Source organism: Agrobacterium deltaense RV3 (assembly GCF_900013505.1).
In the GTDB taxonomy this organism is placed as follows: Bacteria; Pseudomonadota; Alphaproteobacteria; order Rhizobiales; family Rhizobiaceae; genus Agrobacterium; species Agrobacterium leguminum.
In genome coordinates, this window is record NZ_LT009745.1 from 821,064 (window position 1) to 837,402 (window position 16,339).

Sequence of the window (16,339 nt, forward strand, 5' to 3'; positions counted from 1 at the left end):
CGCATCATGACTGAAAAAACCACGCCTCTCTTCTCCTTCGGCATTGTCGCCGATCCCCAATATGCCGATGCCGCTCCCCGTCCGGAAATGGGCCGTTATTACGCCGAGAGCCCGAAAAAGCTCGCAGACGCGGTCGACGCCTTCAACCGCGAGGACCTCGCCTTCGTCGTGACGCTCGGCGATATCATCGATCGCGGCTTCGAAAACTTCGATGCGATCCTTGCCGTTTACGACGGGCTTCGCCACCGCTCGGTGCTGCTGCCGGGCAATCACGATTTTGCTGTCGCCGCCGAGCATTTGCCGGCTATCCACGCCCGCCTCGGCATGTCCGCCCCCTGGCATGATTTTTCCATCGGCGACGTCCGTTTCGTCGTGCTTGACGGCAATGAGGTCAGCCTTTTCGCGCCGCCGCCCGGCGATCCGCGTCGGGCGCTTGCCGCAGATCGGTTGAAGCACCTTGCGGATGCCGGCGCAATCAATGCGCAGGACTGGAACGCCTCGCTCAGCGACGAGCAGTTCGAATGGCTGCGGGCCGTTCTGCAAAGGGCGGATGCGGCAGGCGAAAAAGTGATCGTTCTCTGCCACTATCCTGTCTATCCCGAAAACGCCCACAATATGTGGGACGCGCCTCGCATCCTTGAGCTTCTCGGCTCCCACCCCTCGGTCGTCGCGTGGTTCAATGGCCATAATCACGAGGGCAATTACGGCCTATTGGGCAATACCCACTTCGTGAACTTCAAGGGAATGGTCGATACGCCCGACCAGAACACCTTCGCGATTGCCGATGTCTTTGCCGACCGGATCGTCATTCGCGGTTTCGGGCGCGAGGAGAATCGCCTGCTGGAGTATTTCCTGTAGGAAATAATGCCTTGCTGCGATGCCGGACCTCTCTCGAGGCCCTCATTCCTGTGCTTGTCACAGGAATCCAGCCAGCCCAAGTCCTTGGGCTGAAAAGAGTCCTCTCGCCGCGCAGACGCGCGTCGACTGGATTCCTGTGACAAGCACAGGAATGAGGGCGGAGAGGAGTGCTCCGACACATAACAAGGGCTGCGAACTGCACTAAATTCTGTTTCCCAACTGGTTGCTCTGCCAGCCGCTCATCCACAATTGCCGCAGCTTCTCGCCTTCCAGCTTGAAGAAGCTGCCGGTCGTTTCGCAGCTCAGCACCCGGTCAGAACGGAAATTGCGAATCGCCTGCCGCAATTCGCACCAGACGACGATATTCACCGTCTCCGAATAATAGATCACCGCAATCGGCCGAACCTGCCGCTGCGTTTGCGCGCCGGCTTCATCGCGATAGGTGATCTCCAGCTTCTCCTCGTCGCGCACCGCCCGCCGGACCGTCGCAAGATCGACGCCGGCGGGGGAGGGCGCGATGCTGCCCCAGGCATGCAGGGCATTGGCGGAGAGGGTTTTCGACAGTGGTTCGGGCAGGGAGGCGGCAATCTTGTCGCTGACCTGCCTTGCCGCCTGCCGCAACTCGCTATCGCCGGTGCGGGCCACCATGGCGAGCGCCAGCACGATCGCCTCCGTCTCTTCGATGGAAAACATCAGCGGCGGCAGGTTGAAGCCGGGACGCAGGATATAACCGACGCCGCGTTCCCCTTCGATCGGCACGCGCATGGTCTGAAGCGCTGCGATGTCGCGATAAACCGAGCGCACCGTCACTTCCAGCGCCTCGGCAATCGTCTGTGCGGTGACAGGCCTGCGCGCCACCCGCAGGATCTGGATGATCTCGAACAGTCTCGACGCCTTGCGCATTGCCGTTTTCCCGGTGGATTTTCCCACGCAACTGACACAACGCTGTCAGTTGGCTTCTCCTATAAACAGAGAAACACATTGAGAAACATGGGATTTCCCGAATGTGTCGTGAACCGTTTTGGGAGATACTGACATGAGTTACGCAGAAAATCTCTGGCTTTTCTTTCTGGTCCTGTTCGGCATCATCATCCTGCCGGGCATGGATATGCTGTTCGTGCTGGCAAGCGCACTGACGGGGGGAAAGAGAACCGGCCTTTCCGCTGCAAGCGGCATGAGCGCCGGCGGCATCGTGCATTCGCTTTACGGCGCCCTGGGCGTCGGCATGTTGGCCGCCTGGATGCCGTCGCTGTTCCTGCCGCTTCTGGTTTTCGGGGCGGCCTATATGATCTCAATCGGCATCGGCCTGATGCGCAGCGCGATTGTCGTGAACGGCGATGAGGCGCAGGCGAGCGCTTCGGTCAGAAAAGCCTTCTGGCGGGCGGTGCTGACCTGCCTTTCCAACCCGAAAGCCTATCTGTTCATGATGGCGATCTATCCGCAATTCCTCAAACCGGCCTATGGCCCGATCTGGATGCAGGGGCTTGTGATGGGCGCGATGGTGGCGGTCACGCAGTTCACGGTTTACGGCGCGCTGGCGCTGACGGCGGATAAAAGCCGGGCATGGCTGGTTTCTTCGCCCGCCGCCACGATCTTCATCGGCCGCGCCGCCGGTTTCATGCTGATTGCCGCAGCGCTGCTGACATTGTGGGAGGCCCTGTCTTAGGCTTCTGTTTTCACGATGGAATTCACCGCAATGTGACTTCTTTTCGCCATCCGGAAAGGGCATCCTCGCGCCGTTCCATCTAGCGCCCGGTGTCCCGGCCGGAATCAAGGAGAGTTGCATGAAACTGAAAACCATTACCGCGGCCATGCTGTTCGGCTGTCTTTGCGCCGGAGCGGTCTACGCTGCCGGCGAAGTCGAAAAACGTGAAAGCATGATGAAGCAGATCGGTGGGGCGATGGGTTCGCTTGCCGCCATCTCCAAGGGCGAAAAGCCCTTCGACGCCGATACCGTCAAGACTGCAGTGACCACCATCGGCACCAACGCCAAGGCTTTCCCGGACCAGTTCCCCCCCGGCACCGAGACCGGCAGTGCGGCGGCCCCCGCCATCTGGGAAAATTTCGACGACTTCAAGGCCAAGGCCGCCAAGCTCGGCACGGATGCGGACATGGTTCTCGCCAATCTCCCCACCGATCAGGCGGGCGTCGCCACCGCCATGAAGACGCTGGGCGCCGATTGCGGCACCTGCCATCAGACCTATCGTCTGAAGAAATAATCGCAGCACTTTGGAAACGCCGCTTACCGGCGGCGTTTTCTCAGGCACGAAAGACATCTGACCGGGTCAGGTGAGAATGGGGAGAGGGGCATGTCCTCCATCTGGACGAAACTCGTGGGCGGGGCCGTCGTCGCGGCCATTGCGGGCTACGGCATATTCGCCTGGGTCACCGCGCCTCAGCGGCAGGCGCCCAGCCACTGGGTCAGCCTGGGCGAACCGGATCTGGCCAATGGCGAAACACTGTTCTGGGCGGGCGGCTGCGCAAGCTGCCATGCCGCGCCCGATGCGAAAGGCGAGGCGCTATTGACGCTTTCGGGCGGGCAGGCGCTGAAAAGCCCCTTCGGCACCTTCCACGTCCCCAATATTTCCTCCGATCCGCAGCATGGCATCGGCGGCTGGACGCTGGCGGAATTCGGCGATGCGATGACGCGCGGTGTGGGCAGGAACGGCGAACATCTCTACCCGTCCTTTCCCTATGCCTCCTATGCCCGCATGACGCAGAAGGACATCAACGATCTCTTCGGTTATCTGAAAGCCCTGCCGGCCAGCCAGAACGATGCGCCGGATCACGAGTTGCCGTTCCCCTTCAATCTGCGCATGGCGCTGGGCGGCTGGAAATTCCTTTATTTCGACCCCTCGGCGCGGCCCCGCGTGGAGCTTGCCAATGCCAATGCTGAATTGCTGCGCGGCCAATATCTGGTGGAAGGGCCGGGCCATTGCGGCGAATGCCACACGCCGCGCAACGCGCTTGGCGGTTTCGTGAAAGACAAGTGGCTGGCGGGCGGTCCCAACCCGGAAGGCGAGGGCCGCATTCCCGACATTACCCCCGGCTCGCAAAGCATCGGCAGCTGGGCCGAGGCCGATATTGCCAGCTATCTGGAAAACGGCTTCACCCCGGAATTCGACAGCGTCGGCGGCTCCATGGTCAAAGTGCAGCAGAACATGGCGCATCTGACGCCTGAAGACCGCGATGCAATTGCCGCCTATCTGAAGGCCATACCGTCGCGGTAACCCTCAGCCGTCATGCCGGATCAGATCCGGCATCCTGCCACGGCGCGTCTGCGCCGTGAAAAGAGTCTCTTGCGATAAAGGACTTGATCGCGCTGGACCCCGGATCTAGTCCGGGGTGACGGAGGTGGAGGCGACGGCGTGCAGTTCGAAATCAGGCCCACCATTGACTCCCGACCCCGCCCATCGGATAACAATCCTGTGATGGTTCCTTCCGGGCGTTCCGGAAGGTGAAAAGGGAACACGATAGGGAGAAATCCTCATTCGTGGCTGCCCCCGCAACTGTGAGCGGAGAGCCTGAAACGAAATGCCACTGGCAGGCCATCTCGCCGGGAACCGAAGGTTTCCAGAGAGGGTGACGCCGGGAAGGTGTTTCAGGTTTTGACCCGTAAGCCAGGAGACCTGCCATCGCGGAAATATCCATGCCGGCGGGGTGTTCGGAAGAGCGGAATTTCAGGGTGGTGGGATTAACGCCTCCCTGTGTCAGTCTCGTATCCCCGTGGTGAAGTGTATCGTAGCGGCTCGACGGCCTTTTGCCGTCCGGCCGCGTCCAAAGGCGCGGGGTCGCGCCGGAGAGGGGTCACCATGTCCATCAACCAGAATACGGCCGACGCCGCCGTTTCCGCAAAAACAACCAGCTTCGCGCAATCGCTGACGGCGATCGTGCTTGGCCTGTTCGTTGTCGGTTTTGTCGGCTTTTCCCATGTGGAAGCCGTTCACAATGCCGCGCATGACACGCGTCATGCCAATGCCTTCCCCTGCCACTGAGGGGAAACGGCATGTCGTCTTTTCGCAATATCGTCTTTACCGCCGTTCTCGTCGGCATCCTCGGCGGTTTCGCCGTTTCGGCCATGCAGGCTTTTGGCACGACGCCGCTCATCCTTCAGGCGGAAACCTATGAAAGCGCCGGCGAAGCACCCCACAGCCATGATGCGCCGGCGCCCGGTGCTGTCGTTCCCGCCCATGAGCACAATGACGAGGCCTGGGCCCCGGCCGATGGCTTCGAGCGCACCGCCTATACGGTTGCCGCCAATGTGCTGACTGCCATCGGTTATGCGCTGGTGCTGACCGGCCTGATTTCGCTGCGTGGCACGAATGGCGGCTGGCGCGAAGGCCTTCTCTGGGGCGTTGCCGGTTTTGCCGCCGTCATGCTGGCGCCGATGATCGGCCTGCCGCCGGAACTTCCGGGCAGCCCGGCTGCCGCACTTGAGGCGCGGCAGATCTGGTGGCTTGCGACGGTTGCCGCAACCGCGGGCGGGATTGCGCTGATCGCGTTCCGCCGCGAACCCTGGGCCATCGTATTGGCGCTGGTGCTGATCGTCGCACCGCATGTTGTCGGCGCACCCCTGCCGCCGGAAGGCGAACATGCGCTGGCGCCGCTGCCGCTGGAGCGTCAGTTCATCGTCGCCGCCTCCGTGACCAGCTTCGTTTTCTGGGCTTTGCTTGGAACATTGAGCGCGTTTTTCCTGAAGCGCTTCCAGCAGGCGTAAATCCATGCAGGACGCAGCGGAATGGAGTGAGGAACTCGAAGCGCTGCGTTTTGCTGTTCCCGGTCACGGCGCTTTCTGCGCCGTGCACCGCCTTGCTTTCAAGGCGGTTCTTGGGGCGACCCCGGATCGCGAGGCGGCTATCGCCTGTTTTCATGAGCACGAGGCCGCTTTTATCGCTGCGGCGCTCAGCAAGATAAAACGCTCGAATTCACCCGCCGGCCGCAGCCTGCATCTGAACAGCCGCGATATTCGCCGTGCGATTGCCGGGGAGAACGGCGATCATGCGGCGCGTGTTTGTCGCGTACTTGATCGGCGATAATCATTGCCGTTTTCACGTCCGTCATCCCGGCCTGGAGCCGGGATCCAGCCAGCCCAAGTCCTTGGGCTGAAAGGACTTTTTTCGCCGCGCAGACGCGCGTCGGCTGGATTCCGGCTCAAGGCCGGAATGACGGGAGTAGAGGGAGCGCAAACAACCGAGGCGGCTATGCCTCAGCGATGCTCCGCCGCAAAAACCTGAAGTTCCGCCTCGGCTTCCGGACCAAAGAGGCCGAGGTGTTTCAGGATTTCCACAGCGAAACTGACCGGCGCGCTGCCGGCGGCGGTGATGATGCCGCCATCGCTGACCGCTTTCGGCTGGTCGCGATAAAGCGCCTCGCCGCTATAGACGGCATAGGCCTTGTGGGACGCCAGCGAATTGCCGGTATGGGCGACGTCGTTCAGGACGCCCGTGCCGCCAAGCGCGCTCGCCGCCGCGCAGATGCCGGCAACCAGCCGGTTCCTGTCGCGAAACCGGTGCACCAGCCCGCCAAGATCGACAGCCGTTCCCTTTTCCCAGCTCAAGCCCCCGGGAATGACAAGCGCATCGATGCCAGCTGGATCAAGCGCGTCATAGGATGTGTCAGGCGTCACATTCAGCCCGCCCATGGATGTCACCGGCCTGCCATCGGGGGTAGCGTAGACGATCTCGACGCCCAGATAACTGCGGGCTGCGGCAGCAAGCAGCGCCGGTTCCCAGTCCGCAAAATCCTGCGCCAGCGCAATGGCGATCCGTGTCATGGCCGTCTCCGTGGTTTTAATCAGGCGATGGACTGCATGTAGCGCATGCCGGTGACCGGGCGGGGCGCGAAATCCATGTTTTCGTAGAAGCGATGCGCCGCCACATTGCCGGTCGTGGCGCTGACGGAAAGATAGTCGCAACCGAGACGCTTGGCGATATCGCGGGCGCGGGAAACCAGATGCTGGCCGGTGCCATGGCCGCGATGCCCGTCACGCACGAAGAGATGATGCAGCTCAAGCCCGCGCCGGCCTTCCTGCGCCCTGTAGAGCGGCAGAAGCAGGGCGTAACCGATCAGCGCGCCATCGGCTTCGGCCACGAGGCCATGCACCCACGGCAGCGGGCCGAACAGGTCGCGTTCCAGTTTCGCCGGCGTGATCGCCGCCGCATCGCCGTGGTAGGAGGCAAGCAGCGTAATCATCTCGTTGAGCTCGGGCAAATCCGTCTTGCGTGCGCCACGAATGATGACGACGGGCGGTCTTTCCAGTGTAAGGGAGCTATCTTCGGTCATTTTTTCGGTCCTTTGGTCTTATCGGTGCCGTCAGGACGCTTGAGAAACAACAAAGCCGCCTGACGGCGGCTTGTTGACAATATGATCTGTCGAGCCGCCCTTAAAGGTAGGCCCAAAAGTACGAGCAGGAGATGGGTGCGCGTTCGTTGATCATGGAACATGCAATGCGCCCGAATCCGCAATCTGTCAAGCCCGGTTTTCCGATCAATGCTCGCCCTCGCACATGCCGTGATTGGAAAGCGCGCGGATGACGTAGCAATCCTCTATGGAATGGCCGTGGCAATGGGAGACGATCCGCTCCAGCTCATGCTCCAGCTTCTTCAGGCTGGCGATCTTCTCGCGCACATGGGCGAGGTGTTCGGCGGCGATGCGGTCCGCGCCCTCGCAGGGCATCTGCCGGTGCTGGCTAAGCGCGATCAGTTCGCGGATGGCGTCGATGTTCAGCCCGAGATCGCGCGCATGGCGGATGAAGGCCAGCCTTTCGAGGTCGGTCTTTTCGTAGCGGCGCTGGTTGCCGTCCGAACGGTCGGCTTCGCGGATGAGGCCCATCTGCTCGTAATAACGAATAGTCGGCACCTTGACGCCAGTGCGTTTGGACAGCTCACCGATGGACAGCATCTTTTTCTCCATATCTCCAGTCTCTAGAGATATGGCTTTTCCGTCCCCGGTTCAATGGCCTTAAGCGGCGTCGTTGACGCCAAGCGCCTGGGCCAGTGCCTTCAGAATCTGCGATTCGAGGCTTGCCATATCTGGCTGGGCGGAAGCGGCCACCTCAGCATTGGCGCCAGTGGAGGCGGAAACGCCGCTGTCCATGTTCCAGAGAGCAGCAGCCAGGCTCGCGGAGGCGCCGGCCAGCGGGGCGACGGTGGTGGCGACATTGCCTGCCACCGAAATGGCGCGATGGGCCGCCCGCGTCAGCTCCTGCAAAGCCTCGGTGGTAGACTGGCTCTCCCGGTTATGCGCAGGCGCGATGCCGCGGACGGGAGAGGCGAAATTGATGCTGCTGGTTGCTGCGATAGTCGTCATGACTGTGAGTCCCCTAGTTCTGATGGGGCATTTTTAAGGTCCGAAACATTCCCGAAGATTGCGTCATGCACGCCTTGCGCAAAAAATAGCGGCAATATACTATACCCCCCTATAGTATATGAGGTGCCCATGTCCCATACGATCCGCAACAAGGAGAAGCTTCTGGCCCGCATCCGCCGGCTGAAAGGGCAGATGGAGGCGGTCGAGCGCGCACTGGATGATGCCAAGCCCTGCGGCGAGGTGCTGCAATTGCTCGCTTCGGTGCGCGGCGCGCTTTCCGGCCTGACCGGGGAGGTGATGCAGGAGCATCTGCATGAGCATGTGGTGCATGCCGAAAACGAAGACGAGCGGGCGCGGGCGGCGGAAGAGCTGGCCCAGGTGCTGAAGACCTACATACGGTAAAAGCGAACAGGATTAGCGACATGACGACGACATCCGAACACCGTGCAGCAGCCGGTCACGACCATGTTTTCCTTGGCCAGAACCATGAGCGCAATGAAAGGCGCGTCTGGATGGTCATTGCGCTGACCGCGGCGATGATGGTGGCGGAAATCGTTGCCGGCCACTGGTATGGCTCCATGGCGCTGACGGCGGATGGCTGGCACATGTCCACCCATGCCGGCGCGATGCTGATTTCGGCGCTCGCCTATCTTTATGCCCGCCGCGAGGCGCGCAATCCGCGCTTCACTTTCGGCACCGGCAAGTTCGGCGATCTGGCGGGTTTTGCCAGCGCCATCGTACTGGCCGTGGTGGCGCTGCTGATTGCCGTCGAAAGCGCGATGCGCCTCATCGATCCTGTCGAAATCGATTTCAACCAAGCGATCCTCGTCGCCATCATCGGCCTTGCCGTCAATCTTCTCAGCGCCGTGCTTTTGAAGGATGACCATCACCACGATCATGGACATGGGCATGGTCACGGCTCGCATGCCCATCATGGCCATGGCAGCCACGCCCATCACGATCACGGCTCCCATGCCGGTCACCATGCGGACCACGGCGCAAAGGGCGGCCGGGACAATAATCTGCGCGCGGCCTATCTGCATGTGCTGGCGGATGCGCTGACGTCGGTTCTCGCCATCGTCGCGCTGCTGCTCGGCAAGTGGAACGGCTGGTCGTTCCTCGATCCGTTGATGGGTATCGTTGGCGGTCTGGTCATCGCCCGCTGGTCATGGGGACTGATCCGCTCCACGGCGACGACACTGCTCGATGCGCTGCCGCCGGCGGAGGATCTGCCGCAGGAAATCCGTGAAAGCGTGGAGACGGAAGAGGATCGCATCACCGACCTGCATGTCTGGCAGGTAGGGCCGGGGCATCACGCCGCCATCGTGGCGATCCATTCACAGGCGCCGAAAGCGCCGGCTTTTTATAAGCAGAAACTTGCCGCCATACATGAACTCTCGCATGTGACGGTGGAAGTCAGCCCGGCAAGGGCCTGATTGGAATCGCCTATTCGGTATATTCCGAATAGGCGCTGCGCACCCATTCCACCTCGGCTTCCGCCTTGTCCTCGGGGGAAGCCGCAGCTGCATCCTGATAAGCGGGCGCGCTGCCATTGCCGACGGCCCACAGAACATTGGCCAGCGACTGGGAAAGAATGGTGCTGGAAACGGTGGGATTGCCGGGGCCGCGTTTTACCGCCTGCTCCTCCGGCGCGCTTTGAGCGCTGCCAGCTTTTTCGATGTCGCGGATGCGACCCTGATAGTTATATCCGCCAATATTGCTTTCGATCTGCATGTCGGTGATTCCGCGTTCAAAAGTTAACGAATGGTTAACGGCGGCGACTTGTCCGAAACTTGCGCTTGCTGCGCTGCAGCGACTGCCGAGGGTTGACAGCAGGCGAAGTAGTGCTTCGTTTTTGCATAAAGGGGGCGGGGCAGGATGCGATTGCCAGCTTTATCCCTCGCGGCATTGCAGTCCGGGTTAAATTTCTGGCGCCGTGAACACCTCACTCCCGTCATTCCGCCTTGATCTGGCATCCAGCCGCCGCACGTCTGCGCGGCGAGAGAGTCCTTTCAGCCCAAGGACTTGGGCTGGCTGGATACCGGCTCAAGGCCCGTATGACGGAAAGAGGAAATCTCGCGGACGCGGCCAATCCGTCCGGCGCCGGATTACGCCGTTTCCTTCTCCACAGGCATAGCCGCTTCCAGGAGCTTCTCCGGCTCCTCCGCCGTTTCCGCCTCCGCCTCAACATCCTGCGGCGCGGGCGTCACCATCGCAGCCACCAGCGTATCGAGGCCGATGCTGCCGACCGGTTTGCCGTCCTCGTCCACCACATGGGCGGTGGTCTCGTTGGCTTCCGACATGTCGCGGGCGATTGTTTCCAGCGTCGCGTTTTCCGGCACGGGCATGCCCTCGGGGCGGCTTTCCAGCGGCTCCATCACCGTGGTCGCCTGCAGCACGCGGCCGCGATTGACGTCGCGCACGAACTCGGTGACGTAACCATCGGCCGGCGAGAGAATGATGCTCTGGCCGTCGCCCTGCTGCACCACTTCGCCGTCTTTCAGGATCGCGATATGGTCACCCAGCCGCAAAGCCTCGTCCAGATCGTGGGTGATGAACACCACGGTCTTCTTCAGCTCCTGCTGCAGATCGAGCAGCATGGTCTGCATGTCGACGCGGATCAGCGGATCGAGCGCCGAATAGGCTTCGTCCATCAGGAGAATATCGGCATCGTTGGCCAGCGCCCGGGCAAGGCCGACACGCTGCTGCATGCCGCCGGAAAGCTGGTTCGGATAATAATCCTCGTAACCGGCAAGGCCGACGCGCTCCAGCCAGTAACGGCCCTTTTCCTCGCTCTTGCTGCGCGGCACGCCTTGGATGTCGAGACCGTAGACGCTGTTTTCCAGCACGGTGCGATGCGGCAGAAGGCCGAATTTCTGGAACACCATCGCTGTTTTGTGACGGCGGAATTGCCTGAGCGCCGAGGCGCTCATGCCGCAGATGTCCTCGCCATCGTAAAGCACCTCGCCGGCGGTCGGGTCGATCAGCCGGTTGATGTGGCGGATGAGCGTCGACTTGCCGGAGCCGGAAAGGCCCATGACGACGGTGATCTTGCCGCCCGGCATGGTGATGTTGATGTTGTTGAGACCGAGAACGTGGTTGTGCCTGTCGTTCAGCTCGGCTTTGTCCATGCCTGATCGCACCGCTTCGAGGTACTTCTCGGGATGCTTGCCGAAGATCTTGTAAAGATTCCTGATTTCGATGCTTTTAGCCATGGGAGACCTCGCGGTATTTCTGCAGGCGCTTGCCGAAAGCCTGGCTTGCCCGGTCGAACATGATGGCGATGGCGACCAGAGCGAAACCGTTCAGGAAGCCCACCGTGAAGAACTGGTTGTTGATGGCCTGCAGCACGTTCTTGCCGAGCCCGCCGACACCGACCATGGAGGCGACGACGACCATGGCGAGCGCCATCATGATGGTCTGGTTGATGCCGGTCATGATGGTGGGCAGCGCCAGCGGCAGCTGCACGTTGAACAGCTTCTGGCCGTTGGAGGAGCCGAAGGCATCGGCCGCTTCCAGCACCTCCCGGTCCACCAGACGAATGCCGAGGCTGGTGAGGCGGATGACGGGCGGAATGGCATAGATCACCACTGCGATCAGGCCCGGTACCTTGCCGATGCCGAAAATCACCACCACGGGGATGAGATAAACGAAGCTCGGCAGGGTCTGCATCACGTCGAGCACGGGATTGATGAGGCGTTGCAGGCGTTCGGAACGTCCCATCAGGATGCCGAGCGGCAGGCCGATGACGATGGCGATCAGTGTGGCGATGGCGACGATGGAGAGCGTCGTCATGGCGTCTCGCCAGAGGCCGACGGCGCCGATCATCAGCAGGGCGAGCGCCGTGCCGCCGGTGATCCTGAAGCTGCGACCGGCCAGATGCACGATGGCGAGAATGATGAGGAGCGTGATGATCCACGGTGTCTGGATGAACAGCCGCTCCGAGGAATTGAGGAAGAGCTGCAGCGGATGCACGACGACGTCAATCGCATCGCCGTAGTTGCGCACGATGTCGCGAAAACCATCATCGATGGTCTTGCGTGCCACACGCATCGTGGAATTGTCGATGGCCGGGAACTTGCAGAGCATGTCCGGCAGGTAAGTGCAGAGGGCCATTATTGTTGTTTTCCCTTTGGGTTTTGGGGGATGGGTGGTGGAGGTTGGAGTGCGCGGGCACCCCCCTCTGTCCTGCCGGACATCTCCCCCTCAAGGGGGGAGATCGATCTGCGGCAAGGTCTCGCCCATCTCGGTGGTTGAGGATGAAGCTGTGAAAGCGTGCCCAGCCGATCTCCCCCCTTGAGGGGGAGATGCCCGGCAGGGCAGAGGGGGTAAGCGGCTTGCGCCAACCCCGCCAGCAATCACATCGAAGCCTTGATCTTCTCCGCCACCTCGGCCGGAACCCACTTCGTCCAGATGTCCTCGTGGTTCTCGAGGAAATATTCCGCGCCATCCTCGTTGGTGCCCTGGTTCTCATCCATCCAGGCGAGGATTTCGGCGACCGTCTTGTTGTCCCAGTTGCGGGCCTTGATGTAGTCCAGCGTCACGCCGGCCTTGCTTTCGAAGTCCTTGGTGATGACGGTATAGACATCGGCAACCGGATAGGCATTGACCTTCGGCGCTGCGCAATCGACCTTCGCCGTGCAGTCGTCGAAATGGGCGCGGTCGAGCTCGACGCCGTCATCCAGCTTCACCATTTCATATTTGCCGAGAATGGCGGTGGGCGACCAGTAATAGCCGAGCCAGCCCTGCTTCTTTTCAAAGGCATTGGCGATGGAGCCGTCGAGGCCGGCGGCAGAGCCGGTGTCGACCAGCGTGAAGCCCTTCTTGTCGCCCTCGCGCGCCTTGTAGAGATTGGCGGTGGTCACCTGGCAGTTCCAGCCGGAGGGGCAATTATGCACGGCGCCCTTGCTGGCGTCCTCCGGCGCGGGGAAAAGTTCGGGATGTTTCAGCGCATCCTCGACGGTCTTGATGTCGGGGTGCGCGTCGGCGATGAATTTCGGGATCCACCAGCCTTCGATACCGCCTTCGGAAAGAATTTTCGATGCCTCGATCATGCGGCCGTCCTTGACGGCGGCGTCGAGCGGCTCGCGCACGGCGTTCACCCACAATTCGGGCGCCATGTCCGGCTGGCCTTTTTCGTTCATGGAGGCGAAGGTCGGCATAGTATCGCCGCTGACGACATTGACCGTGCAATCATAGCCGTTTTCCATGATGAACTTGTCGACGTAAGCCGCGACACCGGCGGATGCCCAGTTCATTTCGGCGATGGTGATGCTGCCGCACGCTTCGGCGGCATTGGCGGAATTTGCTGCACCGGCAGCGATGATAAAGCCCGTTACGAGAATGGTCGAGGCCAGGAGTTTCTTCATGTGTAAGACCCCCAAGTCTGATGCAGTGTTTTCAATTGGCAAAGCGGGAGCACTGCAAAGCCCGGATTGCCAAGGGCGAACTGACATGGCGCATGGAAAAGCCGAAAAAAGACGGCAAGAAGAATATCCGCAGAACACGCTGCGGCATTGCCGCAGGAAACGCGGCGAAAAGGCGCATGAATATGTCAACGACCGGCATAATACGGCCAAAAAGTGATATTGCAACGCAAAATGGTGCATCGCAGCCATGCGTTCGATTCCCGGAACATTTTTACGTCTGGCGTAATACTGAAAATATATTCTGAGTTTGCTGAGGTATATTTTGAATTTCAGTATTTTGAAATAAAAATCCGTTATGCCGTAACGTGGTATTTAAAGAAAAAAAACGGCGTGATTTTGTGGAAAAAATATTCGAAAACGGGTTTTTGATGGGTATTTTTATACTGTTTTCGGAACGGGCGGCGGCTCTCAGCCGCCCGTTCCGCCATCAGCGGGTCACGCCGCGTCCTTGCCGGCCACCTTCAGCGCAAAGGCATATTCGAAGGCGATTTCTTCCAGCCGCTGGAAACGGCCCGATTTGCCGCCATGGCCGGCCGCCATGTTGGTTTTCAGCAGGATGGGTGCTTCCCCCGTCGTCTTCTCACGCAGCTTCGCCACCCATTTGGTCGGCTCCCAATAGGTCACGCGCGGATCGGTGAGGCCGGAAAGCGCGAGAATCGGCGGGTAAGGCTTCGCACCCACATTGTCATAGGGGCTGTAGGCAGCAATCCAGCCATATTCCTCTGCCGATTCCAGCGGATTGCCCCATTCCGGCCATTCCGGCGGGGTGAGCGGCAAAGTGTCATCCAGCATGGTGGTGAGCACATCCACGAAGGGAACGGCGGCGATGATGCCGGCGAATTTCTCCGGCGCCATATTGGCAACGGCTCCCATCAGCATACCCCCGGCCGAGCCGCCTTCGGCGATGATGCCCTGATAGGAGGTGAAGCCTTCCTGAACCAGATGATCGGCAGCGGCGATGAAATCCTTGAAGGTGTTCTGCTTGGCTTCCATCTTGCCGGTTTCGTACCATTCGAAACCCTTGTCCTTGCCGCCGCGAATATGGGCGATGGCATAGATGAAACCACGGTCGGCGAGCGACAGTGTGGTGGTGGAGAAGGAGGCGGGAATGGTGATGCCGTAAGCGCCATAACCATAAAGCAGGCAAGGGGCGGAACCGTTAAGCGCCACATCCTTGCGATAGAGCAGGGAGACCGGCACCAGCTCGCCATCATGCGCCGGGGCCATGATGCGACGGGTGATGTAATCATCCGGATTGTGGCCGGAGGGTACTTCCTGCGTCTTCAGCAGTGTGCGCTCGCGCGTCACCATGTCGTAATCGAACAGCTGGCTCGGCGTCGTCATCGAGGAATAGGAGAAGCGGATCACATCCGTGTCATATTCCGCCGCGCCATGCAGGCCGAGCGAATAGGCCTCTTCGGCAAAGGCGATGGAATGTTCCTCGCCGGTGCGGCGGTCGCGGACGACGATGCGCGGCAGGCCGTCGCGGCGTTCCAGCCAGATCAGGTGGCGGGCATAGGCATCGACGGAGAGAATGAGGCGGCCCGGCTCATGCGGGACGACTTCTTTCCAGTTTTCCTTGCCGGGTGCGGTGACCGGCGCTTCCACGATGCGGAAATCCTTGGCGTCGCCGTCATTGGTGAGGATGAAGAAGACATCGCCGCCTTCGCACATCGAATATTCGATGCCTTCTTCGCGCTCCGCCACGATAGCGGGCTCGGCGGTCAGGTCTTTGGTGGAGAGAATGCGATATTCGCTGGTCTCATGGTCGTGAATGTCGATGAAGATGAAATCGTCGAGAACCGACGCGCCGACGCCCATGAAGAAACCGGGATCCTTTTCCTCATAGACCAGCCGGTCGGCCGATTGCGGCTCGCCGATGATATGGTGGAAGACCTTGGAGGGACGGTGGTTCTCGTCCTGCAGCGTATAGAAGAAGCTCTTGCCATCGGGCGCCCATGCGCCGCCGCCGCCGGTGTTTTCCACGACATCGGCAAGGTCTTCGCCGGTTTCGAGGTTGCGGATGCGCAGGGTGAAATATTCCGAGCCCTTGTCGTCGTAACCCCAGATGCCGTGGCTGTGATCGGAGGACTGGTCGAGGCCGGCAAGACGGAAATAATCCTTGCCCTTGGCCTCCTTGTCGCCGTTCAGCAGCACGTGTTTTTCGCCGCCGCCGCGCGGGGTGCGGAAATAATGCGGCTGCTCGCCGCCGGTCACGAACAATGTCCCGTAAGCATAAGGCCCGTCATTGACCGGCACGGAGGAATCATCCTGCTTGATGCGGCCCTTCATTTCCGTAAACAGCTTTTCCTGAAGCGCCTTGGTGTCACCCATCGCCGCTTCCATATAGGCGTTTTCCGCTTCCAGATGGGCGCGGATCGACGGGTCGAGCAGGGTAGGGTCCTTGAACATGGCCTGCCAGTTATCGGCCCGGAACCATGCGTAATCATCGGTGCGGGTGATGCCGTGATGTGTATCCTGAACGGGCCGTTTTTCGGCGGTCGGGGCGGCGGGCAGGTTCTTGAAAATCGGCAAGGGAAACTCGCTTTCGTATGAAGAATTCTTGGGCGGCACCAAGATGTAGAGCGGGCCTTGCGGCCGATCAAGTTTCAAATCTCCACAGGCGGAATGCGGCTTGGGCACAATTTCGTCAGCTTTCGATCACATTTTGGCAATATCCGGCAAATCAGCGATGATGGATGCAGGCCGCCCGGCCTGCCGCCCACCACAAGAACAAACGAAAA

General features: G+C 60.8%; 20 protein-coding genes and 1 riboswitch. Of the genes, 10 read left to right on the forward strand and 10 right to left on the reverse strand.

What is annotated here, in order from left to right:
- Positions 1-6: 6 nt before the first annotated feature.
- Complete coding sequence (locus AGR7B_RS04130) at positions 7-858, forward strand: metallophosphoesterase (protein WP_080856085.1); 852 nt, start codon at positions 7-9, stop codon at positions 856-858.
- Between the two features lie 201 nt (positions 859-1,059).
- Here AGR7B_RS04130 and AGR7B_RS04140 read toward each other — a convergent pair whose 3' ends face one another.
- A complete protein-coding gene (locus AGR7B_RS04140) occupies positions 1,060-1,761 on the reverse strand; it encodes a helix-turn-helix transcriptional regulator (protein WP_080856086.1) in 702 nt (233 codons plus the stop codon).
- 133 nt (positions 1,762-1,894) lie between these two features.
- On the opposite strand from AGR7B_RS04140, the gene AGR7B_RS04145 reads away from it, so the two are divergent.
- From AGR7B_RS04145 to AGR7B_RS04170, 6 genes are all read left to right on the forward strand, one after another.
- A complete protein-coding gene (locus tag AGR7B_RS04145) occupies positions 1,895-2,524 on the forward strand; it encodes a LysE family translocator (RefSeq protein ID WP_080856087.1) in 630 nt (209 codons plus the stop codon).
- Between the two features lie 118 nt (positions 2,525-2,642).
- Positions 2,643-3,077 carry a c-type cytochrome gene (locus tag AGR7B_RS04150; protein WP_162934043.1) on the forward strand — a complete coding sequence of 145 codons (435 nt, stop codon included), beginning with the start codon at positions 2,643-2,645 and terminating at the stop codon, positions 3,075-3,077.
- A gap of 90 nt (positions 3,078-3,167) precedes the next feature.
- Positions 3,168-4,088, forward strand: coding sequence for a c-type cytochrome (locus AGR7B_RS04155; protein ID WP_059753944.1), 921 nt, complete (start codon positions 3,168-3,170; stop codon positions 4,086-4,088).
- Positions 4,089-4,273: 185 nt separating this feature from the next.
- Positions 4,274-4,509, forward strand: a riboswitch (cobalamin riboswitch).
- Between the two features lie 161 nt (positions 4,510-4,670).
- Complete coding sequence (locus AGR7B_RS04160) at positions 4,671-4,853, forward strand: CbtB domain-containing protein (RefSeq protein WP_080856088.1); 183 nt, start codon at positions 4,671-4,673, stop codon at positions 4,851-4,853.
- A gap of 11 nt (positions 4,854-4,864) precedes the next feature.
- Positions 4,865-5,575, forward strand: a complete 711-nt coding sequence (locus AGR7B_RS04165) for a CbtA family protein (RefSeq protein WP_080856089.1) — start codon at positions 4,865-4,867, stop codon at positions 5,573-5,575.
- Between the two features lie 4 nt (positions 5,576-5,579).
- Positions 5,580-5,894, forward strand: a complete 315-nt coding sequence (locus tag AGR7B_RS04170) for a hypothetical protein (RefSeq protein ID WP_080856090.1) — start codon at positions 5,580-5,582, stop codon at positions 5,892-5,894.
- Between the two features lie 170 nt (positions 5,895-6,064).
- On the opposite strand, the gene AGR7B_RS04175 is transcribed toward AGR7B_RS04170, so the two are convergent.
- From AGR7B_RS04175 to AGR7B_RS25800, 4 genes are all read right to left on the reverse strand, one after another.
- Entirely contained in the window at positions 6,065-6,631 is a 567-nt protein-coding gene (locus AGR7B_RS04175; RefSeq protein WP_065654239.1) for a type 1 glutamine amidotransferase family protein, read from the reverse strand.
- Between the two features lie 20 nt (positions 6,632-6,651).
- Positions 6,652-7,140 carry a GNAT family N-acetyltransferase gene (locus tag AGR7B_RS04180; RefSeq protein WP_003509304.1) on the reverse strand — a complete coding sequence of 163 codons (489 nt, stop codon included), beginning with the start codon at positions 7,138-7,140 and terminating at the stop codon, positions 6,652-6,654.
- Between the two features lie 204 nt (positions 7,141-7,344).
- Complete coding sequence (locus tag AGR7B_RS04185) at positions 7,345-7,758, reverse strand: MerR family transcriptional regulator (protein ID WP_003522268.1); 414 nt, start codon at positions 7,756-7,758, stop codon at positions 7,345-7,347.
- A gap of 60 nt (positions 7,759-7,818) precedes the next feature.
- Complete coding sequence (locus AGR7B_RS25800) at positions 7,819-8,166, reverse strand: hypothetical protein (RefSeq protein WP_162934044.1); 348 nt, start codon at positions 8,164-8,166, stop codon at positions 7,819-7,821.
- 129 nt (positions 8,167-8,295) lie between these two features.
- Here AGR7B_RS25800 and dmeR point away from each other — a divergent pair, with 129 nt between their 5' ends.
- The gene (gene dmeR / locus AGR7B_RS04195; protein WP_003509296.1) at positions 8,296-8,568 is read left to right on the forward strand and encodes a Ni(II)/Co(II)-sensing transcriptional repressor DmeR; all 273 of its coding nucleotides are present in this window, start codon (positions 8,296-8,298) and stop codon (positions 8,566-8,568) included.
- Positions 8,569-8,588: 20 nt separating this feature from the next.
- On the forward strand, positions 8,589-9,602 hold the full coding sequence (dmeF, locus tag AGR7B_RS04200) for a CDF family Co(II)/Ni(II) efflux transporter DmeF (protein ID WP_080856091.1): 1,014 nt from the start codon (positions 8,589-8,591) through the stop codon (positions 9,600-9,602).
- Positions 9,603-9,612: 10 nt separating this feature from the next.
- Here dmeF and AGR7B_RS04205 read toward each other — a convergent pair whose 3' ends face one another.
- The 4 genes from AGR7B_RS04205 to AGR7B_RS04220 all read right to left on the reverse strand — a co-directional run bounded on the left by AGR7B_RS04205 (position 9,613) and on the right by AGR7B_RS04220 (position 13,535).
- Entirely contained in the window at positions 9,613-9,900 is a 288-nt protein-coding gene (locus tag AGR7B_RS04205) for a hypothetical protein (protein WP_080817417.1), read from the reverse strand.
- Between the two features lie 374 nt (positions 9,901-10,274).
- Positions 10,275-11,381: a quaternary amine ABC transporter ATP-binding protein gene (locus AGR7B_RS04210; protein WP_080856092.1), complete on the reverse strand. Its 1,107-nt coding sequence runs from the start codon at positions 11,379-11,381 to the stop codon at positions 10,275-10,277.
- Positions 11,374-12,282, reverse strand: coding sequence for an ABC transporter permease (locus tag AGR7B_RS04215; protein WP_065654234.1), 909 nt, complete (start codon positions 12,280-12,282; stop codon positions 11,374-11,376). The genes AGR7B_RS04210 and AGR7B_RS04215 overlap by 8 nt, the downstream gene beginning before the upstream one ends.
- Positions 12,283-12,524: 242 nt before the next feature.
- Positions 12,525-13,535: an ABC transporter substrate-binding protein gene (locus AGR7B_RS04220; RefSeq protein ID WP_080856093.1), complete on the reverse strand. Its 1,011-nt coding sequence runs from the start codon at positions 13,533-13,535 to the stop codon at positions 12,525-12,527.
- On the opposite strand from AGR7B_RS04220, the gene AGR7B_RS25805 reads away from it, so the two are divergent.
- Positions 13,534-13,752: a hypothetical protein gene (locus tag AGR7B_RS25805; RefSeq protein WP_162540018.1), complete on the forward strand. Its 219-nt coding sequence runs from the start codon at positions 13,534-13,536 to the stop codon at positions 13,750-13,752. The two genes, AGR7B_RS04220 and AGR7B_RS25805, sit on opposite strands and share 2 nt — an antisense overlap.
- Positions 13,753-14,030: 278 nt before the next feature.
- On the opposite strand, the gene AGR7B_RS04225 is transcribed toward AGR7B_RS25805, so the two are convergent.
- Positions 14,031-16,130, reverse strand: a complete 2,100-nt coding sequence (locus AGR7B_RS04225) for a S9 family peptidase (protein WP_080856982.1) — start codon at positions 16,128-16,130, stop codon at positions 14,031-14,033.
- Positions 16,131-16,339: the final 209 nt, after the last annotated feature.

Excerpts from the sequence above, each read along its gene's own strand:
- AGR7B_RS04180 (WP_003509304.1), bottom strand. The coding sequence starts at position 7,140 with ATGACCGAAGATAGCTCCCTTACACTGGAAAGACCGCCCGTCGTCATC.
- AGR7B_RS04175 (WP_065654239.1), bottom strand. The coding sequence starts at position 6,631 with ATGACACGGATCGCCATTGCGCTGGCGCAGGATTTTGCGGACTGGGAA.
- AGR7B_RS04220 (WP_080856093.1), bottom strand. The coding sequence starts at position 13,535 with ATGAAGAAACTCCTGGCCTCGACCATTCTCGTAACGGGCTTTATCATC.
- AGR7B_RS04155 (WP_059753944.1), top strand. The coding sequence starts at position 3,168 with ATGTCCTCCATCTGGACGAAACTCGTGGGCGGGGCCGTCGTCGCGGCC.
- AGR7B_RS04215 (WP_065654234.1), bottom strand. The coding sequence starts at position 12,282 with ATGGCCCTCTGCACTTACCTGCCGGACATGCTCTGCAAGTTCCCGGCC.
- AGR7B_RS04165 (WP_080856089.1), top strand. The coding sequence starts at position 4,865 with ATGTCGTCTTTTCGCAATATCGTCTTTACCGCCGTTCTCGTCGGCATC.
- AGR7B_RS04140 (WP_080856086.1), bottom strand. The coding sequence starts at position 1,761 with ATGCGCAAGGCGTCGAGACTGTTCGAGATCATCCAGATCCTGCGGGTG.
- AGR7B_RS04145 (WP_080856087.1), top strand. The coding sequence starts at position 1,895 with ATGAGTTACGCAGAAAATCTCTGGCTTTTCTTTCTGGTCCTGTTCGGC.
- AGR7B_RS04210 (WP_080856092.1), bottom strand. The coding sequence starts at position 11,381 with ATGGCTAAAAGCATCGAAATCAGGAATCTTTACAAGATCTTCGGCAAG.
- AGR7B_RS04170 (WP_080856090.1), top strand. The coding sequence starts at position 5,580 with ATGCAGGACGCAGCGGAATGGAGTGAGGAACTCGAAGCGCTGCGTTTT.
- AGR7B_RS25805 (WP_162540018.1), top strand. The coding sequence starts at position 13,534 with ATGTGTAAGACCCCCAAGTCTGATGCAGTGTTTTCAATTGGCAAAGCG.
- AGR7B_RS04130 (WP_080856085.1), top strand. The coding sequence starts at position 7 with ATGACTGAAAAAACCACGCCTCTCTTCTCCTTCGGCATTGTCGCCGAT.
- AGR7B_RS04205 (WP_080817417.1), bottom strand. The coding sequence starts at position 9,900 with ATGCAGATCGAAAGCAATATTGGCGGATATAACTATCAGGGTCGCATC.
- AGR7B_RS25800 (WP_162934044.1), bottom strand. The coding sequence starts at position 8,166 with ATGACGACTATCGCAGCAACCAGCAGCATCAATTTCGCCTCTCCCGTC.
- AGR7B_RS04185 (WP_003522268.1), bottom strand. The coding sequence starts at position 7,758 with ATGCTGTCCATCGGTGAGCTGTCCAAACGCACTGGCGTCAAGGTGCCG.
- AGR7B_RS04160 (WP_080856088.1), top strand. The coding sequence starts at position 4,671 with ATGTCCATCAACCAGAATACGGCCGACGCCGCCGTTTCCGCAAAAACA.
- dmeR (WP_003509296.1), top strand. The coding sequence starts at position 8,296 with ATGTCCCATACGATCCGCAACAAGGAGAAGCTTCTGGCCCGCATCCGC.
- dmeF (WP_080856091.1), top strand. The coding sequence starts at position 8,589 with ATGACGACGACATCCGAACACCGTGCAGCAGCCGGTCACGACCATGTT.
- AGR7B_RS04150 (WP_162934043.1), top strand. The coding sequence starts at position 2,643 with ATGAAACTGAAAACCATTACCGCGGCCATGCTGTTCGGCTGTCTTTGC.